Below are 26,178 nucleotides of genomic sequence, written 5' to 3' on the forward strand. Positions count from 1 at the left end.
GGGCGCCTTTATACCTTGCCCGGCGCTTCTCTCACACCGCTATCCGAGGGGTGGCGGTTCGTCCTGATCGAAAAGGAAGCCCCGTTATGCGCCGATATGCCAGCCTGATCGCCCTTTGTATCGGGCTTGTGTTCAACCCGGCGCACGCCGCCGACCCGCTGCCACAGCGCTGGGTCAGCGCTGGCGGGGCCTTGAGCGAATGGATTACCGAGCTGGGCGCGGAGTCGCGGCTGGTGGGCGTCGATACCACCAGCCAGCACCCGGAATCGCTGAAAGCGCTGCCCAGCATTGGCTACCAGCGCCAGCTTTCGGCCGAAGGCGTGTTGAGCCTGCGTCCTGATGTGCTGGTGGGCACCGAGGAAATGGGCCCGCCGCCGGTTCTGTCGCAGATTCGCGGGGCGGGGGTGCGGGTCGAACTGTTCTCCAGCCGCGCCGACCTGGAAGCCGTACAGGGCAACCTCAAGCACCTGGGCGAATTGCTTGGCAAGCCGGAGCAGGCCGAACAGCGTTTCGCTGACTATCGCCAGCAACTCGAAACCCTGCGTACCCGGATCAAGGCGGTGCAGGGCACGGAGCAGGCACCCGGGGTGATCCTGCTGGTGGGCCATGCTGGCGGCAAGCCGATGATTGCCGGCACCGACACCGCTGGCGCCTGGCTGGTGGAACAGGCCGGCGGCCGCAACCTGGCGACTCACCAGGGCTACAAGAACTTCTCCGGAGAGGCGCTGGCCGCCTTGAACCCGCAAGTGGTGGTGTTCGCTGATCGCGCCCTCACCGGCGATGCTGCGCTGCAGGCACTGCTGAAAGAGAACCCCGCGCTGGCCGCATCCCGTGCGGCGAAAGAGAAGCGTCTGATTGATCTTGACCCGACGCTGCTGGTCGGCGGCCTCGGTCCGCGTCTGCCCGCCAGCCTGCAAGCGCTGGCCCAGGCGTTCTACCCGACGGCCAAGGCTCAACTGGCGCCATGACCCGTCTGATCCCGCCGCGCACGCTGTTCATCATCCTCAGCCTGTTGTGTCTGCTGGCGGTCTGGCTGTCGCTGGCGCTCGGGCCGGTGAGTCTGCCGCTGATGGACACCTTGCGCGCAGGCTTGCGGCTGCTCGGTCTGCCAGTCAATGGCGACGGGCTGGAGCAGGCCGAGTTGATTCTCGGACAGATCCGCCTGCCGCGGACACTGCTCGGGCTGGCGGTGGGCGCTGTGCTGGCGCTGGCCGGTGTGGCCATGCAAGGGCTGTTTCGCAATCCGCTGGCGGACCCGGGGTTGGTGGGCGTTTCCAGCGGCGCGGCGCTCGGTGCGGCGGTGGCGATTGTTGGTAGTGCCTGGGTGGGTGGCGTGCCGGAAGCTATCGCGCCCTATCTGCTGTCGGTGTGCGCTTTTCTCGGCGGCCTGGGTGTGACCGCGCTGGTCTATCGCCTGGGGCGGCGTGACGGCCAGACCAGCGTCGCCACCATGTTGCTTGCCGGTATCGCCTTGACGGCCCTGGCCAGCTCGGCGGTGGGGCTGTTCACTTACCTGGCGGATGACGCGACCCTGCGGACCCTGACGTTCTGGAACCTGGGCAGCCTCAACGGCGCGAGTTATCAGCGCCTGTGGCCACTGGTGCTGGTGGCGACGGCGGTGGCGCTGTGGTTGCCGCGTCGTGCCGAGGCCTTGAATGCGCTGCTGCTGGGCGAATCGGAGGCTCGCCATCTGGGCATCGAAGTCGAATCGCTCAAACGCGAACTGGTGTTCTGTACGGCACTGGGCGTGGGTGCGGCGGTAGCGGCAGCGGGGTTGATCGGTTTTGTCGGGCTGGTGGTGCCGCATCTGGTGCGGCTGTTGTCCGGCCCGGACCACCGGGTCTTGCTGCCCGCCTCATTGCTGGCGGGGGCTTCGCTGCTGCTGTTCGCTGATCTGATCGCCCGGCTGGCGCTGGCGCCGGCGGAATTGCCGATCGGTATCGTCACCGCGTTCATCGGCGCGCCGTTTTTCCTTTATCTGCTGCTGCGGGGACGTGCCTGATGCTCCAGGTCGAAGATCTTCAAGTCGTCCGCGGGCGCAAGATGGTGCTCGATGGCGTCAGCCTCAAGGTCCAGCCAGGTGAAGTACTGGGTGTGCTCGGGCCCAACGGCGCGGGCAAGAGCACCCTGCTCGGTGCACTCTGCGGCGAACTGGCGACCCAGCGTGGCCGTGTCCTGCTCCACGACCGCGCGCTTGCCGACTGGCCTGGCCATGAGCGCGCCCAACTGTTGGCGGTCTTGCCACAGGTGTCGAGCCTCGGCTTTGCTTTCCGCGTTGAGGAAGTGGTGGGCATGGGGCGTCTGCCGCATCGGACCGGCAAGGACCGCGACCATGAAATCGTCCACGCGGCGCTGGAGGCGGCGGATGCCCTGCATCTGGCCGACCGCAGCTACCTCGCGCTGTCCGGTGGCGAGCGGCAGCGCGTGCATCTGGCACGAGTGCTGGCGCAGCTCTGGCCGGGCGAGGAGGGTCGGACCTTGCTGCTCGACGAGCCGACCTCGGCCCTCGACCCGTTGCACCAGCACACCACGCTGCAGGCAGTCCGCGGATTTGCCGATCGCGGCGCCGCGGTGCTGGTGATCCTCCACGACCTGAACCTGGCTGCGCGCTATTGTGATCGTATCCTGCTGCTCGAACAGGGCCGGCCTTATGTCTTCGATACGCCGCAAAAGGTCTTGCAGCCCGAGGCCCTGAAGGCGGTGTTCGGGCTGGAGGTGTTGGTTCATGCCCATCCCGAGCGAGGCCATCCGCTCATCATTGCCCGTTAGGAGTTACCTATGCCCTGGTCCCGGTCGTTCGGCATCCTCATTCTGCTGGCCTGGGGCTTGGCGGGTTGTCACGCCATGGCACCGCTGCCGGCGTTGCCGCAATGGCAGAGCCCGGAAGGGCGCGAGCATGCCGATCTCGGGCAGATTCGCGAGACCGCCAGCGGTCGCCTGCTGACTCCGGAACAATTGGTGAGCCGGCTGGCGGCTGCGCCACGGGTGCTGGTGGGCGAGCAGCATGACAATCCCGATCACCACGCCTTGCAGCGCTGGCTGTTGCAGGCCCTGGTGCAGCAGCGCGCACAGGGCAGCCTGTTGCTGGAAATGCTGGAGCCGGCGCAGCAGGCCAATGTCGACGCGGTTCGTCAGCAAAAGCCGCTGCCGGCTGATCTGGCCAAGGCGCTGGCGTGGCGTGATGGCTGGGACTGGAAACTCTACGGTCCACTGCTGGAGGAAGCCTTCAGCCAAGGCTACCCGGTGCTCGCGGCCAACCTGGATCGCAGCGAGATGAAAGACATCTACCGCAACCCACCGCAATTGTCCGGACCTCGCTCTACCGCGCAGGCGGTGCGCGAAGTGTTGCTGGACGAAGTGCGCGAGGGCCATTGCGGCATGCTCCCGGAGAGTCAGTTGCCGGCGATGCTGGCGGTGCAGCAGCAACGCGACCGGCGCATGGCTCAGCGTCTGCTGGTGGCACCCGCACCGGCCTTGCTGCTGGCTGGCGGCTATCACGTGCGCAAGGATGTCGGTGTGCCATTGCACCTGGCTGACCTGGGGGCGGCGCAAGAGGATACCGTCGTGTTGATGCTGGCTCAGGTGGGCGAGGAGGTCGGGCCGGCGATAGCGGATTTCGTCTGGTTCACCGCCGCCTTGCCTGAGAAGGACTACTGCGCCGATCTGCGGCAATGAAATCGCGGGCAAAAAAAGACCCGGCAAGATGCCGGGTCAATAACCGTGATTAGCCTGATGAGGAGATAATCTGAGAGTCCGAACCAGGGGCTTTCAGCTTATCCAACCAGTCTCGCGACCAGTTGTGGTAATCATAGTGATTCTCATTTCGAAGTCAATCGATTTGTACGATAAACCTTAATTTTTTTTCCGAAGGGCCGTCGCATCTAGTTGCTGGTTCAGTGCTTCCTTGCGTTCGGCGGGGATATCGTTCCAGTGCACGTCCAGCAAAGCGCCTTCAATGGCGTACAGCAGCACCTTCGATGCCCGGAAACCTCGGGTGCGCACCGCCCGGTAAGCATCCACCGCGCCCAGGCGGCGAAGGTCCGAGGCGCTGTGGATGCCTACCGCGTGCAACCACTGTGCTGAGGTCTTGCCAAGATTCTTCAGGTGCTGAAGTTCATCGTTCATCAAGCCTCCTTGCGCCGGCTGAACGGTTCTTGTGGAGGAAGTCGCGGGTAAACACTGAGGAGTGTAGCGGCACTTGGAAAATACGCGGCGATTTGCCATGTGGTGCTGGGAGGGTTGCGCCCGACGGACCTGACGCGCAGGTCCGCCGGGTGCTGTTCAGCTTGTGCGGTAGCGCAGGCGGGTGCCGTATTGCACCGACATGAGGATCTCGTCGGCGCTCAGTTCGGGAGGGAACCACGACCCGGAGATCTGCGCGTGGGCGATGCTCGCCCCCTCCATGGGGACGTCCCGCAAATCCAGGCCGCGCAGGTCGGCCGCGCGGAAGTACGCACCCGAGAAGTCGATGCCCGTGGTGTCGAGGTTACGCAGGTCGAGGCCGCGAAAGTCGCCATCGCGAAAGTCGATGCTGACGCCCTTTGGTTTCTCCCGGTTGAACGCTGCGATGTTCTCGTTGTGAATCAATGCATACAGCGTGCTGTCGAGTTGCCGTGGCTGATTTATGAGAACGCCTCCTGGGTGGCCTGGTAATGGCATTATAGTGTCACCCTTTGCAGGCAGCGGAATAGAGGCGTGAAGTGTGGACTGCTTCACGCCTCTACCGTTTTACAGGCCCGGCAGGCGCTGGCGGATCTGCTTGACCAGATTGTCCAGGCTGTCGCTTTCGTTGGTTTCCACGCGTTTGCTTTGCAGCAGCTCTTCGGCGCTCAGCGCCTCGCGGCTGGCCTGCTGCGCGGTGACCACTTCCAGTGTCGCGTCGGACGGATCGTTCTGGTCGGCCTGGCGCTGGGCCAGCCAACTGGCGATCACGGCGTCAGGAGCGTTGCAGTCGAGGATCAGGAACGGCACGCCGGTCGCGCTGGCCACTTCGGCCGCTGCCTGGCGCTGTGCCTGCTTGAGGTAGGTGGCGTCGATGACGACCGGGAAGCCGGCCCGCAGGATCAGCGCGGCCAGTTGATGCAGGCGCTCGTAAGTGGCCTGGCTGGCATCGCTGCTGTAGATGCCGGCTTGCAACTCGCCGGCGGCCTCGCTGGTTTGTTCGCCGAACACGCGCTTGCGTTCCACGTCCGAGCGCAGGCGGATCGCCCCCAGTGCTTCCACCAGGCGCATTGCCACGTGGCTCTTGCCTACGGCGGAAACGCCATGGGTGATGGCCAGTAGGCGCGAAGGAATGGCGCTGTAGCTCTCCGCCAGGTTGGCGTAGTTGCGGTACTGGCGCAGGGTGGTGGCGCGCTGCACGCCATCGGCGTCGGCCGGCATGCTGAACAGCGCGATCTTGGCCCGAACCAGGGCGCGGTAGGCTTTATAGAAGTTCAGCAGTTCCAGGCCTTCGTAGTCTCCGGTCAGTTCCAGGTACTGGCTGATGAAGCGCCGCGACAGGGATTTCAGCCCGCGGTCTTCAAGGTCCATGGCCAGGAAGGCGGCGTCGGCATAGACGTCGGTCAGGCGGAAGGGCTCGTTGAACTCGATGCAGTCGAAGATCACCACGTTGCCGTCGATCACCGTGGCATTGCCCAGGTGGATGTCGCCGTGGCATTCGCGGATGAAACCTCGAGCCTTGCGTGCTTCCAGCAGCGTGTGCAGACGGTCGAAGCTGCTGCGGGCCCAGGCTTGCAGGGCGTCGAGTTGTTGCAGGTCGGCCTTGTCGCTGAGGAAGGGACGGATCTGCTCGAAGTTCTGCTCCACGGGCGCCATCACGCTTTCTGGCGTACCCAGTGGATGCTCGGCGGAAACCCGTGGTGCCTGCAGGTGGAACTCGGCGATCTGCTTCGCCATCTGGTCGATGTGTGCGGTGGTCAGCTCGCCGTTGGCTTGCAGGGTGCTGAGCATCTGCTCCTGCGGGAACTGGCGCATTTTCAGCGCGTATTCGATCGCCGTGCCTTCGCCGCCGAGTTGCGGGGCCTCGGCAGTGCCGGTGATCGGCAGGACTTCCAGATAAAGGCCATCGGTCAGGCGCTGGTTCAGGCGCAGTTCTTCAGCGCAGAAGTGCGCGCGGCCCGACAACTCGGTGAAGTCGAGGAAACCAAAATTCATCGGCTTCTTGATCTTGTAGGCGTAGTCGCCAGTGAGCAGAACCCAGGAAATGTGCGTTTCGATAACCCGGAAATCCCGCACGGGATGGGGAAACAGGGCGGGGTTCTGCAAGGCTGTGATCAAGGCTTGGCTCACGGGCGATCCTTCTGGGCAAATGGGATTCTAATCGGCCATTATGGCGACAAGCATGCCGTCTGGAAACCGCCGGGGGGCGCCTGTCGATGAACGATAAAGTGCGTATAATCCGCGCCCATGACTCGTACCCGATCCTCCCGTACCCCTAAAAAACAACCGTCTGGCCGCGTTCGCGCCCTGCTGGGCTGGGCCATCAAGCTCGGTCTCGTCGGCCTTGTCGTGCTGGCCGGTTTCGCCGTCTATCTCGATGCGGTCGTCCAGGAAAAATTCTCTGGCAAGCGCTGGACCATTCCCGCCAAGGTCTACGCGCGGCCATTGGAGCTGTTCGTCGGGCAGAAGCTGAGCAAGGAGGATTTCCTCGTTGAGCTCGATGCCCTCGGCTATCGGCGCGAAAGTGCGGTCAACGGCCCCGGCGCGGCGGCTGTCAGCGGTAATACCATCGATTTGAATACTCGTGGTTTCCAGTTCTATGAAGCCATGGAGCCTGCTCAGCAAGTGCGGGTGCGCTTCTCGGGTGACTACGTAGCCGGCCTCAGTTCGCCCAATGATTCCAAGCTTGCGGTGGTCCGCCTGGAACCGCTGCTGATCGGTGGCCTGTATCCGAAGAACCTCGAAGACCGCATTCTGATCAAGCTCGATCAGGTGCCGCCGTACCTGCTCGATACCCTGGTAGCGGTGGAAGACCGGGACTTCTATCACCACCTCGGTGTGTCGCCCAAGTCCATCGCCCGTGCCGTGTGGGTCAACACCTCGTCCGGCGCCATGCGCCAGGGCGGCAGTACCCTGACCCAACAGTTGGTAAAGAACTTCTTCCTGACTAACGAACGCAGCCTCTCCCGCAAGCTCACCGAAGCAATGATGGCGATGCTGCTGGAACTGCATTACAGCAAGCAGGAAATCCTCGAGGCGTACCTGAACGAAGTGTTCGTTGGGCAGGATGGCCAGCGGGCAGTGCATGGTTTCGGCCTCGCCAGCCAATTTTTCTTCAGTCAGCCGTTGTCTGAGTTGAAACTGCACCAGGTGGCCTTGCTGGTGGGCATGGTCAAGGGGCCGTCCGCCTACAACCCGCGGCGTTACCCGGAGCGCGCCCTGCAACGGCGTAACCTGGTGCTCGACCTGCTTGCGGAGCAGGGCGTGGCCACGCCGGAAGCGGTCGAGGCGGCGAAGAAGATGCCGCTGGGCGTGACCAAGCGCGGCAGCCTCGCGGATAGCTCCTTCCCCGGCTTCCTCGATCTGGTCAAGCGCCAACTGCGCCAGGACTACCGCGATGAAGACTTGACCGAAGAAGGTCTGCGCATCTTCACCAGCTTCGACCCGATCCTGCAGATGAAGGCCGAAGCCTCGATGGCCGACACCTTCAAGCGTCTGGCCGGTCGCAAGGGCTCGGATGAGGTCGAAGCGGCCATGGTCGTCACCAACCCGGAAACCGGTGAGGTGCAGGCGCTGATCGGCAGTCGTCAGGCGGGCTTTGCCGGCTTCAACCGGGCAATCGATGCCGTGCGGCCGATTGGCTCGCTGGTCAAGCCGGCGGTCTACCTGACGGCGCTCGAGAAACCCAGCCAATACACGCTGACCAGTTGGGTGCAGGACGAGCCGTTCTCGGTGAAAGGCGCTGACGGACAGGTCTGGAAACCACAGAACTATGATCGGCGCGCTCACGGCACGATCTATCTGTACCAGGGCCTCGCCAATTCCTACAACCTGTCGACGGCCAAGCTGGGCCTGGAACTGGGTGTGCCGAATGTGCTCAAAACCATCGGTCGCCTGGGTGTCGAGGTCGATTGGCCTGCGTTCCCGTCCATGTTGCTGGGCGCTGGCGGCATGTCGCCGATGCAAGTGGCGACCATGTACCAGACGCTCGCCAACGGTGGCTTCAACACCCCGATGCGCGGTATTCGCAGCGTGCTGACCGCCGAAGGTGAGCCGCTCAAACGCTATCCGTTCCAGATCCAGCAGCGCTTCGATCCAGGTTCCATCTACCTGGTGCAGAACGCCATGCAGCGGGTCATGCGCGAAGGTACTGGCCGCTCGGTCTACAGCGTGCTGCCAAGCTCGTTGAACCTGGCGGGCAAGACCGGTACCAGTAACGATTCGCGCGACAGCTGGTTCGCCGGCTTCAGCCAGGATCTCCTGGCGGTGGTCTGGCTGGGCCGCGACGACAACGGCAAGACGCCCTTTACCGGCGCCACCGGTGCCCTGCAGGTCTGGACCAGTTTCATGCGCAAGGCCGACCCGCTGCCGCTGGACATGCCGATGCCGGATAACGTCGTTCAGGCATGGCTGGATCCGCACAGCGGCCAGGGCTCGGATGCGAGCTGCCCGGGCGCGGTGCAGATGCCGTATATTCGCGGAAGCGAACCGGCGCCAGGCGCGGCCTGCGGCGGCGAACAGACACCAGCCGACTCGGTCATGGACTGGGTGAAGGGCTGGATGAATTAAGCAGCATCAGCCAAGAGGACGTGATGTGAACAAGTGGTTGTTTCCTGCCTTGACGGCGCTGGCTTTGCTCAACGGCTGCGCCAGCGTGCAGCGTGGTTCGATTCCGGTGGTGGATTCGGGCACCCGGGTATCCAACAGCGAGCGGGTTACGGCCAATCGGGCCGTGACGTCGCAGGTCAATACCGGCTCGCGCCAGAATCAAGCGATCCAGCAAGACAGTGGCGTGACCGTGATGGTGCCGCAAGGCAGTGGCGCTTCGCCGATCCAGACCTTCCCGGCCTCTACGGCGCCTGCGGGGATCAGCACCGGTCCGATCACGCCGGGGCCGGTGACATCGGAGCCCTTCACGCCGCAGTCGACCAACGCGGGCAGTTACACCATGCCCTCCGCACCGAGCGGAATCCCGCGTGCTGCCACCGGCAGTGGCCTGTCGGCCGACGAACAGCTTGATGGCCCAGTGCTGGCGCTACTGACTACCGCCCAGCAACAGCAGAGCGGTGGCGACTACAACGGCGCATCTTCCAGCCTGGAGCGTGCCCAGCGCATTGCCCCGCGCGAGCCGCAAGTGCTCTATCGCTTGGCCCAGGTCCGTCTCGCCCAGGGTGACGCGCCACAGGCCGAGCAGTTGGCGCGCCGTGCGTTGACCTACGCGAACGGTCGTCCTGATCTGCAATCAGGGCTGTGGAACATCATCGCGCAGTCCCGCGAGAAACAAGGCGACGCCGCCGGTGCGGCACTGGCGCGGCAGAAAGCCCAGGTCAACCTGTGATGGACCCACGGATCCTGGATATCGCCGATCATCTGCTGCTGATCGAGCGTGAGCTGCATGTGCAGGGCTGGTGGAGTGACGAGATACCCAGCGCCGAGGCGCTGGCCAGCACTGTTCCTTTCGCGGTCGATAGCTTGAGCTTCGAGCAATGGCTGCAATGGATCTTCCTTCCGCGCATGAAGGAGATCCTCGAGAAGGGGCTCGCGCTGCCCAATGCCTCGGGCATTCTGGTGATGGCGGAGACGGTTTATGTCAACCGTCCGGAAGAAAGTCGCCAGTTGCGCAGGCTGTTGGCCGAGTTCGACCAATTGATCAGCCCATCCAACTGATTTCACTGTTGTTTATCCGCCGGGGCCGCTTTTGCGGCCCCGCGTCGTTGTGGCAGAGCGATTGCGACAGCCAGGCAAACGTTTCCGCCCGGCTGGCAGAGCGTCCCGGCTGGAATTAAACCTTGAAGATCACTTGACTTGGGCAGTTCGAATCAGAACAATCCAAAGTCCGCTGTAGGGGGACTGCCAGAAGCAGACCCGCTAAGCAGATCATGAGGCGCACACCCGCGCCGACCTGTTACACCCCGCAACGCGTTACCTCGCGCTGGGTGGGAAAACCCCGCAACACTTTGGGGCGCTCCCAATACTTGCTCAGTCAGTGCTGACGTAGTCGGCGACTTCGTCGCTCATGCTCTGCTTGGCAGTAAACCTATTAAGACCCGTCCCGGAGTGGACGGTATTCTGGCGTTTTAGAGGTGAACAACGTGGAGCTTTTATCTGGCGCTGAAATGGTCGTCCGCTTTTTGCGTGACGAGGGCGTTAAGCACATCTATGGGTACCCAGGCGGTGCTCTTCTTCATGTCTACGATGCTCTGTTCAAAGAACCGGAAGTGAACCACATCCTGGTTCGTCACGAGCAGGCAGCTACCCATATGGCGGACGGTTACGCCCGTGCCACCGGCAAAGCCGGCGTGGTACTGGTGACTTCCGGTCCAGGTGCGACCAATGCCATCACCGGCATCGCCACCGCCTACATGGACTCGATCCCGATGGTCATCCTGTCTGGTCAGGTGCCTAGCACCATGGTCGGCACCGATGCCTTCCAGGAAACCGACATGATCGGTATTTCCCGGCCTATCGTGAAGCACAGCTTCATGATCAAGCATGCCTCGGAAATCCCTGAAGTCCTGAAAAAAGCCTTCTACCTTGCGCAATCCGGCCGTCCTGGCCCGGTGGTTGTCGACATTCCGAAGGATATGACCAACCCGGCCGAGAAGTTCGAGTACGTCTATCCGAAGAAGGTCAAGCTGCGCTCCTACAGCCCGGCCGTTCGCGGTCACTCCGGTCAGATCCGCAAGGCTGCGGAAATGCTCCTGGCGGCCAAGCGTCCGATCGTTTACGCCGGTGGTGGCGTGATCCTCGGTGGTGGCTCCGCGCCGCTGACCGAGCTTGCGCAACTGCTCAACCTGCCAGTCACCAATACCCTGATGGGGCTCGGTGGCTATCCAGGCACTGATCGCCAGTTCCTCGGCATGCTCGGCATGCACGGCAGCTATCCGGCGAACCTGGCGATGCACCACGCCGACGTGATCCTCGCTGTCGGCGCACGCTTCGACGACCGCGTTGTCAACGGTCCGGCCAAGTTCTGCCCGAACGCCAAGGTCATCCATATCGATATCGACCCGGCGTCGATCTCCAAGACCATCAAGGCTGACGTGCCAATCGTTGGTCCGGTTGAAAGCGTTCTGACCGAGATGCTCGCTACCGTTCGCGAAATCGGCGAGCAGCCTGAAAAGGCAGCGATCGATGCCTGGTGGAAACAGATCGAAGAATGGCGCGGCGATCGCGGCATGTTCCCTTACGACAAAGGGGATGGCAGCGTCATCAAGCCTCAGACCGTTATCGAGACACTGTGCGAAGTTACCGGTGGTGATGCATTCGTCACTTCCGACGTTGGCCAGCACCAGATGTTCGCGGCGCAGTACTACCGCTTCAACAAGCCGAACCGCTGGATCAACTCCGGCGGCCTGGGCACCATGGGCTTCGGTTTCCCGGCGGCCATGGGCGTCAAGCTGAACTTCCCGGAAAGCGATGTCGCTTGTGTCACCGGCGAAGGCAGCATCCAGATGAACATCCAGGAATTGTCGACCTGCCTGCAGTACGACCTGCCGGTCAAGATCGTCAACCTGAACAACGGCGTGCTGGGCATGGTTCGCCAGTGGCAGGACATGGCTTACAACAGCCGCCACTCGCATTCCTACATGGAGTCGCTGCCTGACTTCGTCAAGCTGGCTGAAGCCTATGGTCATGTGGGTATCCGCATCACCAGCCTGAAGGACCTCAAGCCGAAGCTCGAAGAAGCCTTCGCCCTCAAGGACCGCCTGGTGTTCATCGACATCCAGGTCGACAACAGCGAACACGTCTACCCGATGCAGATCAAGGACGGTTCGATGCGCGACATGTGGCTGAGCAAGACGGAGCGTACCTGATATGCGGCACATTATTTCCCTGCTGTTGGAAAACGAACCCGGTGCCCTGTCCCGCGTCGTTGGCTTGTTCTCGCAACGCAACTACAACATCGAAAGCCTGACCGTTGCGCCAACCGAAGACCCGACCCTGTCGCGTCTGACGTTGACCACGGTGGGCCACGATGAGGTGATCGAGCAGATCACCAAGAACCTGAACAAACTGGTTGAAGTGGTCAAACTGGTCGACCTGTCGGAAAGTGCTCATATCGAGCGCGAACTGATGCTGGTCAAAGTGAAGGCCACTGGTGCACAGCGCGCCGAGATCAAGCGCACCACTGATATCTATCGTGGGCAGATCGTCGACGTCAGCGCCAGTGTGTACACCGTGCAGTTGACCGGCACCAGCGACAAGCTCGACAGCTTCATTCAGGCAATCGGCACCGCGTCCATTCTTGAAACCGTGCGCAGTGGTGTCACCGGCATTGCCCGTGGCGACAAAGTGCTCAGTATCTAACTCGACAAAATTAGCGAATGGCCTGAACAAGGCCGAGATAACCAGGGGTATTTCATGAAAGTTTTCTACGACAAAGACTGCGATCTCTCGATCATCCAGGGCAAGAAAGTTGCCATCATCGGTTACGGCTCCCAGGGCCACGCTCAAGCGTGCAACCTGAAGGACTCCGGTGTGGATGTCACCGTCGGTCTGCGTAAAGGTTCGGCTACCGTTGCCAAGGCTGAAGCACACGGCCTGAAAGTTGCTGACGTTGCTACCGCCGTCGCTGCTGCCGACCTGGTCATGATCCTCACTCCGGACGAGTTCCAGGGCAACCTGTACAAGAACGAGATCGAGCCGAACATCAAGCAGGGCGCTACCCTGGCGTTCTCCCACGGCTTCTCGATCCACTACAACCAGGTCGTTCCACGTGGCGACCTCGACGTGATCATGATCGCGCCGAAAGCACCAGGCCACACCGTTCGCTCCGAGTTCGTCAAAGGCGGCGGTATCCCTGACCTGATCGCTATCTACCAGGACGCTTCGGGTAACGCCAAGAACGTCGCTCTGTCCTACGCCGCTGGCGTCGGTGGCGGCCGTACCGGCATCATCGAAACCACCTTCAAGGACGAGACCGAAACCGACCTGTTCGGCGAGCAAGCCGTTCTGTGTGGCGGTACCGTCGAACTGGTCAAAGCCGGTTTCGAAACCCTGGTTGAAGCTGGCTACGCGCCAGAAATGGCCTACTTCGAGTGCCTGCACGAACTGAAGCTGATCGTTGACCTCATGTACGAAGGCGGTATCGCCAACATGAACTACTCGATCTCCAACAACGCCGAATACGGCGAGTACGTGACCGGTCCTGAAGTCATCAACGCCGAATCCCGTCAGGCCATGCGCAACGCTCTGAAGCGCATCCAGGACGGCGAGTACGCCAAGATGTTCATCAGCGAAGGTGCTACCAACTACCCATCCATGACCGCCAAGCGTCGTAACAACGCCGCTCACGGTATCGAAGTCATCGGCGAGCAACTGCGCTCGATGATGCCTTGGATCTCGGCGAACAAAATCGTCGACAAGGCCAAGAACTGATTGGTCCTGATGCGATGAAAAACGCGGCTTAGGCCGCGTTTTTTCATTTCCGGGGTCAGCTTCTGGTATAAGCTTTCATCCGTTTGTCGGCGAACCCTCGTCGCAAACCTTTGTCGAAAACTTCCACCCCGTTGCAAGGTAATGTCCATGAGCGAACGTCCCGAAGAGCCGAACAAGGCCTCTGACGCCGAAAGCCTGCTACCGATCGATGAGCATGTCGAAGAAGGGCATGACGCCGAAGGACGCAAAGTCCGGCACCGCGGTATCTATCTGCTGCCAAACCTTTTCACCACCGCGAACCTGTTCGCCGGTTTCTATTCGATCATCAACTCCATGAGCGCCCAGAGCGCGCTGAGTGCCGGTGATCCTCGCGAGGCGAGCAAGTATTTCGCTTTCGCAGCCATTGCCATCTTCGTTGCCATGGTGCTCGACGGCCTTGATGGTCGCGTGGCCCGCATGACCAATACCCAGAGTGCTTTCGGTGCGGAGTATGACTCCTTGTCCGATATGGTCGCCTTTGGTGTAGCCCCTGCGTTGCTGGCCTTTGGTTGGGCGCTGGGCGATATGGGTAAAGTCGGCTGGATGGTCGCCTTCATTTATGTTGCGGGCGCGGCACTGCGTCTGGCCCGGTTCAACACCCAGGTCGGCAAGGCCGACAAGCGTTACTTCATCGGTCTGGCCAGTCCGGCTGCTGCTGGTGTGGTCGCGGGTACGGTATGGGCGTTCAGTGACTTCGGCATCCAGGGGTCGAAGCTTTCGTTCCTGGTGGCACTGCTGGTTGCGGGCGCTGGCATGCTGATGGTCAGCAACATCAAGTACAACAGCTTCAAGGAGCTGGATCTGAAGGGGCGTGTTCCCTTCGTCGCGATCCTGGCCGTGGTACTGGTGTTCGCCGTGGTATTCAGCGATCCGCCACGCATCCTGCTGCTGGTGTTCCTTGCCTATGCGGCTTCCGGACCTGCGCAATACCTGCTGCGCATGCGTCGCCGGAAAAACGCCGAGTAGTGATGTAATTTCTCCCTGACTTCGTAGTCTACTGCTGCATCTGTCCAGCGGTTCTGCGGAGTCATCATGCTGATCAAGTTCCCCCGGGCCTCCGACTGCTCTGAGTCGGAGGTCACGCCTGAATCAATCTACCTTTCCCGCCGTACTTTGCTGGGTGGTTCGATGGCCGGCCTGGCGATTGCCGGTTTGCCTCGATGGGCCGGGGCAGGGGAGGTGTCGCGCTATGCCGACATAGAGCCCGGCAAGGCTCCGGACTGGTTCAATGCCAAGCTTCCCGAAACCCGTTGGCAGGCTGTCACTGTGCAGGGTGAGGCTATAACGCCTTTCAAGGACGCTACGCACTACAACAACTTCTATGAGTTCGGCACCGACAAAGGTGATCCTGCCGAGAATGCCGGTGGGCTACCCACATCGCCATGGACGGTGGTCATTGATGGCGAGGTGGGTAAGCCGGGCCGCTACGCGCTGGAAGACTTCATGAAGCCTTACCAGTTGGAGGAGCGCATCTATCGGCTGCGCTGCGTGGAAGCGTGGTCAATGGTCATTCCCTGGTTGGGTTTTCCGCTTTCGGCTCTTATCAAAGAGGCTCAGCCAACGTCCAAGGCCAAATACGTGCGTTTCGAGACGCTGCAAGATCCTCGGCATATGCCCGGCCAGCGTTCGGGTTTTGCCTTGATCGATTGGCCATATGTAGAAGGGTTGCGTCTGGATGAGGCAATGAACCCATTGGCGATACTCGCGGTGGGTATGTATGGCCGAGAGTTGCCGAACCAGAATGGCGCTCCGTTGCGGTTGGTGGTTCCTTGGAAGTACGGCTTCAAGAGCATCAAGTCCATTGTTCGGATCAGTCTGGTCACCGAGCAGCCGCAAACCACGTGGCAGCGTATTGCGCCAGAAGAGTACGGCTTCTATGCCAACGTGAACCCGACGGTGGATCACCCTCGCTGGACCCAGGCGCGGGAGCGGCGCTTACCGAGCGGGCTGTTCAGTCCCAATGTTCGCGACACCCAGATGTTCAACGGCTATGCCGAAGAGGTGAGTGGACTCTACACCGGGCTGGACCTGAGGACGAACTACTGATGCGCTACCCACTGTTTCGGTTGTGCATCTTTATAGTGGCTTCCATCTGGCCGCTGTTGTGGCTTTACCAGGCATGGATCTTCGCGCTGGGTCCTGATCCGGGAAAGGTCCTGGTGGATCGGCTGGGTCTGGGCGGGCTTATCTTTCTTCTGATCACGTTGAGCATGACGCCCTTGCAGCGGTTAACAGGGTGGTCCGGCTGGATCGTCGTGCGCCGGCAGTTGGGATTGTGGTGCTTTGCCTATATTGCGTTGCACCTGAGTGCGTACCTCTTCTTTATTCTTGGTCTTGATTGGGGGCAGTTGGCGGTCGAGCTTCGCAAGCGGCCCTATATCATCGTCGGGGTTTTGGGGTTTACCGGCTTGTTGAGTCTGGCGGTAACGTCGAATCGCTTCAGTCAGCGTCGATTGGGGGCGCGCTGGAAGAAGCTGCACAAGTTGGTGTACGCCATCCTGGGGCTAGGGCTGCTGCACTTCCTTTGGGTAGTTCGAGCGGACCTCAAGGAATGGACTGTCTATGCGGTGATCGGCGCCGGGCTGTTGTTGCTTCGTATCCCCGCTATCGGGCAGCGGTTGCCGCGTCTGGGCCGGCGTAAAACGGGGCCTGTAACAAAAGTTTAAATAAACCCTTGACGCCTCGTTTTATCTGTCTATAATTCGCCCCACTTCCGGCGCAGTCGGAACGGAAAACTCCTTGAGATTCAACGAGTTAGAAGTTTCAGGTAGCGTAGGAAGTGTTTCGGTCTCCACCGAAAGCGGTGAAAAAAGGCAGTTGACAGCAGGTTGTAACGCTGTAGAATTCGCCTCCCGCTGACGAGAGATCGCAGCGAGTCAAGTGTTTGAAGTTGAAAGAGAAATTCTGAAAAACTTCAAAATAAACCCTTGACAGGCTGAGAGGAAAGCGTAGAATGCGCGCCTCGGTTGAGACGAAAAGCTCTTAACCAACCGCTCTTTAACAATTGAATCAAGCAATTCGTGTGGGTGCTTGTGAATTCGGACTGATAGTCAGCAAGATTATCAGCATCACAAGTGACTATACGAGAAATCGAAATAGTTCATTTTGAGATTGCTGAGCCAAGTTTAGGGTTTTCTCAAAACCCAAGCAGTATTGAACTGAAGAGTTTGATCATGGCTCAGATTGAACGCTGGCGGCAGGCCTAACACATGCAAGTCGAGCGGATGAGAAGAGCTTGCTCTTCGATTCAGCGGCGGACGGGTGAGTAATACCTAGGAATCTGCCTGGTAGTGGGGGACAACGTTTCGAAAGGAACGCTAATACCGCATACGTCCTACGGGAGAAAGCAGGGGACCTTAGGGCCTTGCGCTATCAGATGAGCCTAGGTCGGATTAGCTAGTTGGTGAGGTAATGGCTCACCAAGGCTACGATCCGTAACTGGTCTGAGAGGATGATCAGTCACACTGGAACTGAGACACGGTCCAGACTCCTACGGGAGGCAGCAGTGGGGAATATTGGACAATGGGCGAAAGCCTGATCCAGCCATGCCGCGTGTGTGAAGAAGGTCTTCGGATTGTAAAGCACTTTAAGTTGGGAGGAAGGGCATTAACCTAATACGTTAGTGTTTTGACGTTACCGACAGAATAAGCACCGGCTAACTCTGTGCCAGCAGCCGCGGTAATACAGAGGGTGCAAGCGTTAATCGGAATTACTGGGCGTAAAGCGCGCGTAGGTGGTTCGTTAAGTTGGATGTGAAATCCCCGGGCTCAACCTGGGAACTGCATCCAAAACTGGCGAGCTAGAGTAGGGCAGAGGGTGGTGGAATTTCCTGTGTAGCGGTGAAATGCGTAGATATAGGAAGGAACACCAGTGGCGAAGGCGACCACCTGGGCTCATACTGACACTGAGGTGCGAAAGCGTGGGGAGCAAACAGGATTAGATACCCTGGTAGTCCACGCCGTAAACGATGTCAACTAGCCGTTGGAATCCTTGAGATTTTAGTGGCGCAGCTAACGCATTAAGTTGACCGCCTGGGGAGTACGGCCGCAAGGTTAAAACTCAAATGAATTGACGGGGGCCCGCACAAGCGGTGGAGCATGTGGTTTAATTCGAAGCAACGCGAAGAACCTTACCAGGCCTTGACATGCAGAGAACTTTCCAGAGATGGATTGGTGCCTTCGGGAACTCTGACACAGGTGCTGCATGGCTGTCGTCAGCTCGTGTCGTGAGATGTTGGGTTAAGTCCCGTAACGAGCGCAACCCTTGTCCTTAGTTACCAGCACGTAATGGTGGGCACTCTAAGGAGACTGCCGGTGACAAACCGGAGGAAGGTGGGGATGACGTCAAGTCATCATGGCCCTTACGGCCTGGGCTACACACGTGCTACAATGGTCGGTACAGAGGGTTGCCAAGCCGCGAGGTGGAGCTAATCTCACAAAACCGATCGTAGTCCGGATCGCAGTCTGCAACTCGACTGCGTGAAGTCGGAATCGCTAGTAATCGCGAATCAGAATGTCGCGGTGAATACGTTCCCGGGCCTTGTACACACCGCCCGTCACACCATGGGAGTGGGTTGCACCAGAAGTAGCTAGTCTAACCTTCGGGAGGACGGTTACCACGGTGTGATTCATGACTGGGGTGAAGTCGTAACAAGGTAGCCGTAGGGGAACCTGCGGCTGGATCACCTCCTTAATCGACGACATCAGCCGCTTCATAAGCTCCCACACGAATTGCTTGATTCATTGAAGAAGACGATTAGGTTAGCAACCTTCGATTGGGTCTGTAGCTCAGTTGGTTAGAGCGCACCCCTGATAAGGGTGAGGTCGGCAGTTCGAATCTGCCCAGACCCACCAATTGCTGGGGCCATAGCTCAGCTGGGAGAGCGCCTGCCTTGCACGCAGGAGGTCAGCGGTTCGATCCCGCTTGGCTCCACCACCCCCTCTTGCACCTATGTCAAAGCTTAGAAATGAATATTCGCATCGAATATTGATTTCTGAACTTTATCAGAATCGTTCTTTAAAAATTTGGGTATGTGATAGAAAGATAGACTGGACGGCACTTTCACTGGTGTTTGTTCAGGCTAAGGTAAAATTTGTGAGTTTAATCATGAATTTTCGGCGAATGTCGTCTTCACAGTATAACCAGATTGCTTGGGGTTATATGGTCAAGTGAAGAAGCGCATACGGTGGATGCCTTGGCAGTCAGAGGCGATGAAAGACGTTGTAGCCTGCGATAAGCTCCGGGGAGTCGGCAAACAGACTTTGATCCGGAGATCTCTGAATGGGGGAACCCAGCCATCATAAGATGGTTATCTTACACTGAATACATAGGTGTAAGAGGCGAACCAGGGGAACTGAAACATCTAAGTACCCTGAGGAAAAGAAATCAACCGAGATTCCCTTAGTAGTGGCGAGCGAACGGGGACTAGCCCTTAAGTTGATTTGAGATTAGTGGAAGGCTCTGGAAAGTGCCGCCATAGTGGGTGATAGCCCCGTACACGAAAATCTCTTATCAATGAAATCGAGTAGGACGGAGCACGAGAAACTTTGTCTGAATATGGGGGGACCATCCTCCAAGGCTAAATACTACTGACTGACCGATAGTGAACCAGTACCGTGAGGGAAAGGCGAAAAGAACCCCGGAGAGGGGAGTGAAATAGATCCTGAAACCGTATGCGTACAAGCAGTGGGAGCCTACTTTGTTAGGTGACTGCGTACCTTTTGTATAATGGGTCAGCGACTTATATTCAGTGGCGAGCTTAACCGAATAGGGGAGGCGTAGCGAAAGCGAGTCTTAATAGGGCGTTTAGTCGCTGGGTATAGACCCGAAACCGGGCGATCTATCCATGGGCAGGTTGAAGGTTAGGTAACACTGACTGGAGGACCGAACCGACTACCGTTGAAAAGTTAGCGGATGACCTGTGGATCGGAGTGAAAGGCTAATCAAGCTCGGAGATAGCTGGTTCTCCTCGAAAGCTATTTAGGTAGCGCCTCATGTATCACTGTAGGGGGTAGAGCACTGTTTCGGCTAGGGGGTCATCCCGACTTACCAAACCGATGCAAACTCCGAATACCTACAAGTGCCGAGCATGGGAGACACACGGCGGGTGCTAACGTCCGTCGTGAAAAGGGAAACAACCCAGACCGTCAGCTAAGGTCCCAAAGTTATGGTTAAGTGGGAAACGATGTGGGAAGGCTTAGACAGCTAGGAGGTTGGCTTAGAAGCAGCCACCCTTTAAAGAAAGCGTAATAGCTCACTAGTCGAGTCGGCCTGCGCGGAAGATGTAACGGGGCTCAAACCATACACCGAAGCTACGGGTATCACTTAGGTGATGCGGTAGAGGAGCGTTCTGTAAGCCTGTGAAGGTGAGTTGAGAAGCTTGCTGGAGGTATCAGAAGTGCGAATGCTGACATGAGTAACGACAATGGGAGTGAAAAACTCCCACGCCGAAAGACCAAGGTTTCCTGCGCAACGTTAATCGACGCAGGGTTAGTCGGTCCCTAAGGCGAGGCTGAAAAGCGTAGTCGATGGAAAACAGGTTAATATTCCTGTACTTCTAGTTATTGCGATGGAGGGACGGAGAAGGCTAGGCCAGCTTGGCGTTGGTTGTCCAAGTTTAAGGTGGTAGGCTGAGATCTTAGGTAAATCCGGGATCTTAAGGCCGAGAGCTGATGACGAGCGCTCTTAGAGCGCGAAGTGGTTGATGCCATGCTTCCAAGAAAAGCTTCTAAGCTTCAGATAACTAGGAACCGTACCCCAAACCGACACAGGTGGTTGGGTAGAGAATACCAAGGCGCTTGAGAGAACTCGGGTGAAGGAACTAGGCAAAATGGCACCGTAACTTCGGGAGAAGGTGCGCCGGCGAGGGTCAAGGACTTGCTCCGTAAGCCCATGCCGGTCGAAGATACCAGGCCGCTGCGACTGTTTATTAAAAACACAGCACTCTGCAAACACGAAAGTGGACGTATAGGGTGTGACGCCTGCCCGGTGCCGGAAGGTTAATTGATGGGGTTAGCTAACGCGAAGCTCTTGATCGAAGCCCCGGTAAACGGCGGCCGTAACTATAACGGTCCTAAGGTAGCGAAATTCCTTGTCGGGTAAGTTCCGACCTGCACGAATGGCGTAACGATGGCGGCGCTGTCTCCACCCGAGACTCAGTGAAATTGAAATCGCTGTGAAGATGCAGTGTATCCGCGGCTAGACGGAAAGACCCCGTGAACCTTTACTATAGCTTTGCACTGGACTTTGAATTTGCTTGTGTAGGATAGGTGGGAGGCTTTGAAGCGTGGACGCCAGTTCGCGTGGAGCCATCCTTGAAATACCACCCTGGCAACTTTGAGGTTCTAACTCAGGTCCGTTATCCGGATCGAGGACAGTGTATGGTGGGTAGTTTGACTGGGGCGGTCTCCTCCTAAAGAGTAACGGAGGAGTACGAAGGTGCGCTCAGACCGGTCGGAAATCGGTCGTAGAGTATAAAGGCAAAAGCGCGCTTGACTGCGAGACAGACACGTCGAGCAGGTACGAAAGTAGGTCTTAGTGATCCGGTGGTTCTGTATGGAAGGGCCATCGCTCAACGGATAAAAGGTACTCCGGGGATAACAGGCTGATACCGCCCAAGAGTTCATATCGACGGCGGTGTTTGGCACCTCGATGTCGGCTCATCACATCCTGGGGCTGAAGCCGGTCCCCAGGGTATGGCTGTTCGCCATTTAAAGGGGTACGCGAGCTGGGGTTAGAACGTCGTGAGACAGTTCGGTCCCTATCTGCCGTGGACGTTTGAGATTTGAGAGGGGCTGCTCCTAGTACGAGAGGACCGGAGTGGACGAACCTCTGGTGTTCCGGTTGTCACGCCAGTGGCATTGCCGGGTAGCTATGTTCGGAAGAGATAACCGCTGAAAGCATCTAAGCGGGAAACTTGCCTCAAGATGAGATCTCACTGGAGCCTTGAGCTCCCTGAAGGGCCGTCGAAGACTACGACGTTGATAGGTTGGGTGTGTAAGCGCTGTGAGGCGTTGAGCTAACCAATACTAATTGCCCGTGAGGCTTGACCATATAACACCCAAGCAATTTGACTGCTTCTGGAGACAGAGCACCGAATTGTGGTGGTGAAGACGAAACGCTCGAAAATTCGTGAACCCACAAAACATCACATACCCGATTTGCACGGACGTCGAAAGGCGGACGAGCACACAGAATTTCTTGACGACCATAGAGCATTGGAACCACCTGATCCCATCCCGAACTCAGCAGTGAAACGATGCATCGCCGATGGTAGTGTGGAGCTTCTCCATGTGAGAGTAGGTCATCGTCAAGATTAAATTCCGAAACCCCTATCTGCGTATGCAGGTAGGGGTTTTGTCTTTTCTGGCTTTTATCTTGGCTTAGGCAGTGCTTTTTTGGCGGCTTGAACGCTTCAGCAGAATGCTCAGACTGCCTGTCCTTGCTCCCACAAATGTGAGCAAGAGCACTAGAATAGAGCCCGACATCTTATTCAGAAGCTATTTATGCCCGATCCCGCCGACGTTCGGCCGCTCGAGAATCTGCCTCTTGACCAATTGGTGGCCTGCCACGAGTGCGACCTACTGATGCGCAAGCCGCAGCTCAAGCGAGATGAAAAGGCTCATTGCCCGCGCTGCGGATACGAACTCTTTGCCCACCGCCATAATGTGGTTGAGCGAAGCCTGGCATTGGTCCTGGCTGCTTTACTGCTCTATGTGCCTGCGAACTTCTTGCCGATCATGCAACTCCATTTGTTGGGGCAAAGCGCCGACGATACGGTGTGGAGTGGTGTGATTGGGTTGTACAACACAGGGATGCGGGGCATCGCTGTTGTGGTGTTCCTGTGCAGCATGGCGATCCCGCTACTTAAACTGCTGTGTCAGCTCGCTGTGCTGCTGAGTATTCGCTGGAATGTCGGTAGGAATTACGGATTGCTCCTCTACCGCATTTATCACCATCTGCGCGATTGGGGCATGCTCGAGGTTTATTTCATGGGTGTGCTGGTCGCTATCGTCAAGTTGGTGGACCTTGCCGAGCTGAGCCTTGGGTTGGGCCTCTTGTGTTTCATCAGTCTGTTGCTGGTCCAGGTCTGGCTCGAGGTGGTGATGTCGCCACATCAGATCTGGGTGGCGTTATCTGGAGAAGACCTGCATGCGGGCGATTGATGCTGGAATCCTGATTTGTTGTGAGTGTCATGAGCTCAACCGTCAGGAGCCCGATACAAGCGTCCAGACGTGCACGCGCTGCGGTGCGATCGTTCATGCGCGCCGGCCCAATAGCCTGGCCAGAACCTGGGCCTTGCTGATTACTGCAGCCATTCTTTATATCCCGGCGAACCTGCTACCGATCATGACGGTCAGTACGCTGGGTCAGGGTAGTCCGGACACCATCATGTCCGGCGTCATTACCTTGATGAAGCACGGCATGTTGCCAATTGCTGCCGTAGTGTTCATCGCCAGTATTCTGGTGCCGACCTTCAAGCTGGTAGGCATCGCCTTGTTGCTCTATTCAGTGCAGCGTCATCAACCGTTGTCCGCTCGCCAGCGAATCCTCATGTACCGTTTCATCGAGTTCATCGGGCGCTGGTCGATGCTGGATATCTTCGTCATCGCCATCCTTGTGGCGGTGGTCAACTTTGGTCGCATCGCCAGTGTCGAGGCCAACCTGGGGGCGATTGCCTTTGCCAGTGTGGTGATATTGACGATGTTTGCTGCAGTAACTTTCGATCCCCGACTTATCTGGGATAACACGGAGTCGGACGACGACCATGAGTGATTTGCCTACGGCTAGAACCCGCCCCGCTTCGAATTGGTCGGCTATCTGGATTTTGCCTTTGATCGCGCTGGTCATCGGTGGTTGGCTGGGCTGGCAGGCCTACCGGCAGTCAGGCGTAGATATCGAGGTCCGCTTCGAGAGTGGCGAGGGTATCGTCGCGAACAAGACCGAAGTGGTTTACAAAGGCATGCCGGTCGGTAAGGTAAAGAGCCTGGTTCTGGACGCCAAAGGCAGTAATACCGGCGTGATTGCCACCATCGAGATGAGCTCGGCCGCCGAGCCTCATTTGCTGGCCAATACGCGCTTCTGGCTGGTAAAGCCCAGCGTAACGCTTGCGGGCATTACCGGGTTGGAAACGCTGGTTTCCGGTAACTACATCGCGGTCAGCCCAGGGGATGGAGAGCCGACCAAACGATTCGTCGCGCTACCGGAAGCTCCTCCGTTATCCGATAGTGAGCCGGGGCTGCATCTGACGCTCAAGGCCGACCGGCTGGGTTCGCTCAATCGTGACAGTCCGGTGTTTTACAAGCAGATTCAGGTCGGTCGGGTGAAGAGTTACCGGTTGGCAGAAGACCAGGGCACGGTAGAAATCAAGGTTTTCATTGAGCCGGCTTATGCGCCGTTGGTGCGTAAACACACGCGTTTCTGGAATGCCAGCGGTGTCAGCGTCGATGCCAACCTGTCCGGGGTCAAGATCCGTAGTGAATCATTGGCCAGTATCGTGGCGGGCGGCATTGCCTTTGCCACGCCAGAGCACCGCAAGGACAGCCCGCCCACCGACCCGAGCTTGCCGTTCCGGCTGTATGAAGACTTCGATGCTGCCCAGGCCGGGATTCGGGTAAAGGTGAAGCTGAATGACTTCGAGGGGCTTCAAGCTGGTCGTACTCCCGTCATGTACAAGGGCATCCAGGTTGGCTCGCTGAAGGCTCTCAAGGTCGAGAGTGACCTGAACAGTGCGATGGCTGAACTTACCCTGGACCCGCTGGCGGAAGACTATCTGGTGGAGGGCACTCAGTTCTGGGTGGTCAAGCCGTCGATTTCCCTGGCGGGAATCACCGGTCTTGAGGCCTTGGTCAAGGGTAACTACATCGCGATTCGCCCGGGCGACAAAGGGGCACCCCCACAGCGTGAGTTCGAAGCCCGCGCCAAGGCCCCTCCGCTCGACCTGAAGGCTCCGGGCCTGCACCTGGTGCTGTTCAGCGACAACCTCGGCTCGCTGGAGGTGGGAAGCCCCGTCCTCTATCGGCAAGTGAAGGTGGGTACGGTGCAGAGCTACCAGTTCTCCCGCAAGCAGCAAAAGCGCCTGCGGATCGGCGTGCACATCGAGCCGGAGTATGCGGGCCTGGTCAATGGCTCGACACGGTTCTGGAACGCCAGTGGCATTACCCTTACGGGCGGCCTCTCAGGCATACAGATCAAGAGTGAGTCGCTGCAGAGTTTGATGGCAGGAGGCATATCCTTCGATACACCGGTACCGAACGTTGCTCTCAAGCGACGTATTCCTACATTCCGCCTGCACGAGAATCAGGAGGCGGCGAACCTTTCGGGTACCGCGATCACGATCAAGGTGGCTGATGCCGATGGTCTGAAAGTCGGTACGCCTATTCGCTTCAAGGGGTTGGATGTTGGCAAGGTGGAAGGGGTCGACCTGAGTGCAGACTTGCAATCTGTCCTGCTCAAGGCGCGCATAACCGAAGTGCCGGAGCGAATCGCCAGGGTCGGTACCCAGTTCTGGGTGGTCAAGCCAGCGCTCGGTATCGTCAAGACCGAGAACCTGGGCACCCTGGTGACGGGCCAATATCTGGAAGTGCAGCCTGCGGCCAAGAGCCCGGGCCCGCAGCGTGACTTCGTGGCCTTGCCCGAGAAGCCAGAGGTCCTTGGGCCTCCAGAGGGCCTGGCGCTGGTGCTGAGCGCGGCGCGACGCGGGTCGATCAAGCCTGGTGTGCCTGTGACTTATCGCGAGATACCGGTCGGCAAGGTGACGGGGTTTGAATTGGGGCAGACGGCGGATCGGGTGCTGATCCACATCTTGATCGAACCGCGCTACGCGGCGTTGGTTCGGGGCGGCAGTCGCTTCTGGAACAGCAGTGGCTTCGGCTTTGAGCTGGGCCTCTTCAAGGGCGCAACGGTACGGACCGAGTCCCTGGAAACCCTGATCCAGGGCGGTATCGCTTTTGCGACGCCGGATGGCGAACAGATCGGCAAGCCGGCATTACCGCAGCAGACCTTCGCGCTGTTCGACAAGGCGGAGGACGAGTGGCTGCAATGGGCGCCGAAGATCCCGCTCGGTAAGTGATCCGCGTCTGGGCCCGGAGGAATCCTCCCCGGGCCCGGATGTGAGTAACGCCGCTCTTGTAAGGTGTTCACCAAATGACAGGCAATAAAAAACCGACCCTGAGGTCGGTTTTTTAACAAGCTTGTCGCTTAGGCAGCAGCTTTCAGCGCCTTGATGTGGCCATTCAGACGGCCTTTATGGCGGGCAGCTTTGTTCTTGTGGATGATACCTTTGTCGGCCATACGGTCGATTACAGGTACAGCCAGGGTGTAAGCAGCTTGCGCTTTTTCGGCGTCTTTTGCGTCAATGGCTTTCACTACGTTTTTGATGTAGGTACGAACCATGGAACGCAGGCTGGCGTTGTGGCTGCGACGCTTCTCAGCCTGTTTTGCACGTTTTTTGGCGGAAGGTGAGTTGGCCACCGTCGAGCTCCTCGAAAGACTTGGTAAATAGCAAACAAAATAGGCCGCGAATCATGCCGATGAGTTGACCGGTTGTCAAGGCCGAGGACGGGGTTCCGCCCAATGGCCAATCTCTCCATCGGGATG

General features: G+C 58.8%; 20 protein-coding genes, 2 tRNA genes and 3 rRNA genes. 21 read left to right on the top strand and 4 right to left on the bottom strand.

Annotation, left to right across the window (positions count from 1 at the left end; translation table 11 throughout):
- The first annotated feature begins 86 nt into the window (after positions 1–86).
- The 4 genes from HWV67_RS16210 to HWV67_RS16225 are packed head-to-tail and all read left to right on the top strand — an operon-like array spanning position 87 to position 3,675.
- Complete coding sequence (locus HWV67_RS16210) at positions 87–968, top strand: heme/hemin ABC transporter substrate-binding protein (protein WP_175652003.1); 882 nt, start codon at positions 87–89, stop codon at positions 966–968.
- A gap of 50 nt (positions 969–1,018) precedes the next feature.
- Positions 1,019–2,002 carry a FecCD family ABC transporter permease gene (locus HWV67_RS16215; RefSeq protein WP_175652460.1) on the top strand — a complete coding sequence of 328 codons (984 nt, stop codon included), beginning with the start codon at positions 1,019–1,021 and terminating at the stop codon, positions 2,000–2,002.
- A complete protein-coding gene (locus HWV67_RS16220) occupies positions 2,002–2,769 on the top strand; it encodes a heme ABC transporter ATP-binding protein (RefSeq protein ID WP_175652004.1) in 768 nt (255 codons plus the stop codon). The genes HWV67_RS16215 and HWV67_RS16220 overlap by 1 nt, the downstream gene beginning before the upstream one ends.
- Positions 2,770–2,778: 9 nt before the next feature.
- Positions 2,779–3,675: a ChaN family lipoprotein gene (locus tag HWV67_RS16225; protein ID WP_175652005.1), complete on the top strand. Its 897-nt coding sequence runs from the start codon at positions 2,779–2,781 to the stop codon at positions 3,673–3,675.
- A 177-nt stretch (positions 3,676–3,852) separates the two neighbouring features.
- Here the strand turns inward: HWV67_RS16225 and HWV67_RS16230 are convergent, their stop codons facing one another.
- The 3 genes from HWV67_RS16230 to HWV67_RS16240 all read right to left on the bottom strand — a co-directional run bounded on the left by HWV67_RS16230 (position 3,853) and on the right by HWV67_RS16240 (position 6,291).
- On the bottom strand, positions 3,853–4,125 hold the full coding sequence (locus tag HWV67_RS16230; RefSeq protein WP_095159765.1) for a TfoX/Sxy family protein: 273 nt from the start codon (positions 4,123–4,125) through the stop codon (positions 3,853–3,855).
- Positions 4,126–4,281: 156 nt separating this feature from the next.
- The gene (locus tag HWV67_RS16235) at positions 4,282–4,626 is read right to left on the bottom strand and encodes a pentapeptide repeat-containing protein (RefSeq protein ID WP_175652461.1); all 345 of its coding nucleotides are present in this window, start codon (positions 4,624–4,626) and stop codon (positions 4,282–4,284) included.
- Positions 4,627–4,728: 102 nt separating this feature from the next.
- Positions 4,729–6,291: a bifunctional aminoglycoside phosphotransferase/ATP-binding protein gene (locus tag HWV67_RS16240; RefSeq protein WP_175652006.1), complete on the bottom strand. Its 1,563-nt coding sequence runs from the start codon at positions 6,289–6,291 to the stop codon at positions 4,729–4,731.
- Between the two features lie 117 nt (positions 6,292–6,408).
- On the opposite strand from HWV67_RS16240, the gene mrcB reads away from it, so the two are divergent.
- From mrcB to HWV67_RS16325, 17 genes are all read left to right on the top strand, one after another.
- Entirely contained in the window at positions 6,409–8,730 is a 2,322-nt protein-coding gene (mrcB, locus tag HWV67_RS16245; RefSeq protein ID WP_175652007.1) for a penicillin-binding protein 1B, read from the top strand.
- A gap of 25 nt (positions 8,731–8,755) precedes the next feature.
- A complete protein-coding gene (locus HWV67_RS16250; RefSeq protein ID WP_095159769.1) occupies positions 8,756–9,499 on the top strand; it encodes a tetratricopeptide repeat protein in 744 nt (247 codons plus the stop codon).
- Positions 9,496–9,828: a YqcC family protein gene (locus HWV67_RS16255; RefSeq protein ID WP_175652008.1), complete on the top strand. Its 333-nt coding sequence runs from the start codon at positions 9,496–9,498 to the stop codon at positions 9,826–9,828. The genes HWV67_RS16250 and HWV67_RS16255 overlap by 4 nt, the downstream gene beginning before the upstream one ends.
- 425 nt (positions 9,829–10,253) lie before the next feature.
- The gene (locus HWV67_RS16260) at positions 10,254–11,978 is read left to right on the top strand and encodes an acetolactate synthase 3 large subunit (RefSeq protein ID WP_095159779.1); all 1,725 of its coding nucleotides are present in this window, start codon (positions 10,254–10,256) and stop codon (positions 11,976–11,978) included.
- Between the two features lies 1 nt (position 11,979).
- On the top strand, positions 11,980–12,471 hold the full coding sequence (gene ilvN / locus HWV67_RS16265) for an acetolactate synthase small subunit (protein WP_042125802.1): 492 nt from the start codon (positions 11,980–11,982) through the stop codon (positions 12,469–12,471).
- Positions 12,472–12,525: 54 nt separating this feature from the next.
- Positions 12,526–13,542: a ketol-acid reductoisomerase gene (gene ilvC / locus HWV67_RS16270; protein WP_095159771.1), complete on the top strand. Its 1,017-nt coding sequence runs from the start codon at positions 12,526–12,528 to the stop codon at positions 13,540–13,542.
- 147 nt (positions 13,543–13,689) lie between these two features.
- Complete coding sequence (pssA, locus tag HWV67_RS16275; RefSeq protein WP_095159772.1) at positions 13,690–14,547, top strand: CDP-diacylglycerol--serine O-phosphatidyltransferase; 858 nt, start codon at positions 13,690–13,692, stop codon at positions 14,545–14,547.
- Between the two features lie 66 nt (positions 14,548–14,613).
- Positions 14,614–15,627, top strand: a complete 1,014-nt coding sequence (gene msrP, locus HWV67_RS16280) for a protein-methionine-sulfoxide reductase catalytic subunit MsrP (RefSeq protein ID WP_175652009.1) — start codon at positions 14,614–14,616, stop codon at positions 15,625–15,627.
- The gene (gene msrQ, locus HWV67_RS16285; RefSeq protein ID WP_175652010.1) at positions 15,627–16,247 is read left to right on the top strand and encodes a protein-methionine-sulfoxide reductase heme-binding subunit MsrQ; all 621 of its coding nucleotides are present in this window, start codon (positions 15,627–15,629) and stop codon (positions 16,245–16,247) included. The genes msrP and msrQ overlap by 1 nt, the downstream gene beginning before the upstream one ends.
- A 489-nt stretch (positions 16,248–16,736) precedes the next feature.
- Positions 16,737–18,273, top strand: a 16S ribosomal RNA gene (locus tag HWV67_RS16290).
- An 84-nt stretch (positions 18,274–18,357) separates the two neighbouring features.
- A tRNA-Ile gene (locus HWV67_RS16295) sits at positions 18,358–18,434 on the top strand.
- A 6-nt stretch (positions 18,435–18,440) separates the two neighbouring features.
- Positions 18,441–18,516, top strand: a tRNA-Ala gene (locus HWV67_RS16300).
- Between the two features lie 227 nt (positions 18,517–18,743).
- Positions 18,744–21,633, top strand: a 23S ribosomal RNA gene (locus HWV67_RS16305).
- A gap of 146 nt (positions 21,634–21,779) precedes the next feature.
- Positions 21,780–21,895: ribosomal RNA gene (gene rrf / locus HWV67_RS16310) — 5S ribosomal RNA — on the top strand.
- Together the 16S, 23S and 5S rRNA genes with 2 tRNA genes alongside form the textbook arrangement of a ribosomal RNA operon.
- A gap of 190 nt (positions 21,896–22,085) precedes the next feature.
- A complete protein-coding gene (locus HWV67_RS16315; RefSeq protein ID WP_175652011.1) occupies positions 22,086–22,745 on the top strand; it encodes a paraquat-inducible protein A in 660 nt (219 codons plus the stop codon).
- Complete coding sequence (locus tag HWV67_RS16320; RefSeq protein ID WP_175652012.1) at positions 22,732–23,355, top strand: paraquat-inducible protein A; 624 nt, start codon at positions 22,732–22,734, stop codon at positions 23,353–23,355. Before HWV67_RS16315 ends, HWV67_RS16320 begins: the two co-directional genes overlap by 14 nt.
- On the top strand, positions 23,348–25,651 hold the full coding sequence (locus HWV67_RS16325) for a PqiB family protein (protein ID WP_175652013.1): 2,304 nt from the start codon (positions 23,348–23,350) through the stop codon (positions 25,649–25,651). The genes HWV67_RS16320 and HWV67_RS16325 overlap by 8 nt, the downstream gene beginning before the upstream one ends.
- Before the next feature lie 128 nt (positions 25,652–25,779).
- Here HWV67_RS16325 and rpsT read toward each other — a convergent pair whose 3' ends face one another.
- On the bottom strand, positions 25,780–26,052 hold the full coding sequence (gene rpsT / locus HWV67_RS16330) for a 30S ribosomal protein S20 (protein WP_095154376.1): 273 nt from the start codon (positions 26,050–26,052) through the stop codon (positions 25,780–25,782).
- Positions 26,053–26,178 lie beyond the last annotated feature (126 nt).

This window comes from Pseudomonas sp. Marseille-P9899 (assembly GCF_903166565.1).
Taxonomy (GTDB): Bacteria; Pseudomonadota; Gammaproteobacteria; order Pseudomonadales; family Pseudomonadaceae; genus Aquipseudomonas; species Aquipseudomonas huaxiensis.

Excerpts from the sequence above, each read along its gene's own strand:
- HWV67_RS16230 (WP_095159765.1), bottom strand. The coding sequence starts at position 4,125 with ATGAACGATGAACTTCAGCACCTGAAGAATCTTGGCAAGACCTCAGCA.
- HWV67_RS16320 (WP_175652012.1), top strand. The coding sequence starts at position 22,732 with ATGCGGGCGATTGATGCTGGAATCCTGATTTGTTGTGAGTGTCATGAG.
- mrcB (WP_175652007.1), top strand. The coding sequence starts at position 6,409 with ATGACTCGTACCCGATCCTCCCGTACCCCTAAAAAACAACCGTCTGGC.
- msrP (WP_175652009.1), top strand. The coding sequence starts at position 14,614 with ATGCTGATCAAGTTCCCCCGGGCCTCCGACTGCTCTGAGTCGGAGGTC.
- HWV67_RS16210 (WP_175652003.1), top strand. The coding sequence starts at position 87 with ATGCGCCGATATGCCAGCCTGATCGCCCTTTGTATCGGGCTTGTGTTC.
- HWV67_RS16225 (WP_175652005.1), top strand. The coding sequence starts at position 2,779 with ATGCCCTGGTCCCGGTCGTTCGGCATCCTCATTCTGCTGGCCTGGGGC.
- pssA (WP_095159772.1), top strand. The coding sequence starts at position 13,690 with ATGAGCGAACGTCCCGAAGAGCCGAACAAGGCCTCTGACGCCGAAAGC.
- ilvN (WP_042125802.1), top strand. The coding sequence starts at position 11,980 with ATGCGGCACATTATTTCCCTGCTGTTGGAAAACGAACCCGGTGCCCTG.
- HWV67_RS16220 (WP_175652004.1), top strand. The coding sequence starts at position 2,002 with ATGCTCCAGGTCGAAGATCTTCAAGTCGTCCGCGGGCGCAAGATGGTG.
- ilvC (WP_095159771.1), top strand. The coding sequence starts at position 12,526 with ATGAAAGTTTTCTACGACAAAGACTGCGATCTCTCGATCATCCAGGGC.
- HWV67_RS16315 (WP_175652011.1), top strand. The coding sequence starts at position 22,086 with ATGCCCGATCCCGCCGACGTTCGGCCGCTCGAGAATCTGCCTCTTGAC.
- msrQ (WP_175652010.1), top strand. The coding sequence starts at position 15,627 with ATGCGCTACCCACTGTTTCGGTTGTGCATCTTTATAGTGGCTTCCATC.
- HWV67_RS16325 (WP_175652013.1), top strand. The coding sequence starts at position 23,348 with ATGAGTGATTTGCCTACGGCTAGAACCCGCCCCGCTTCGAATTGGTCG.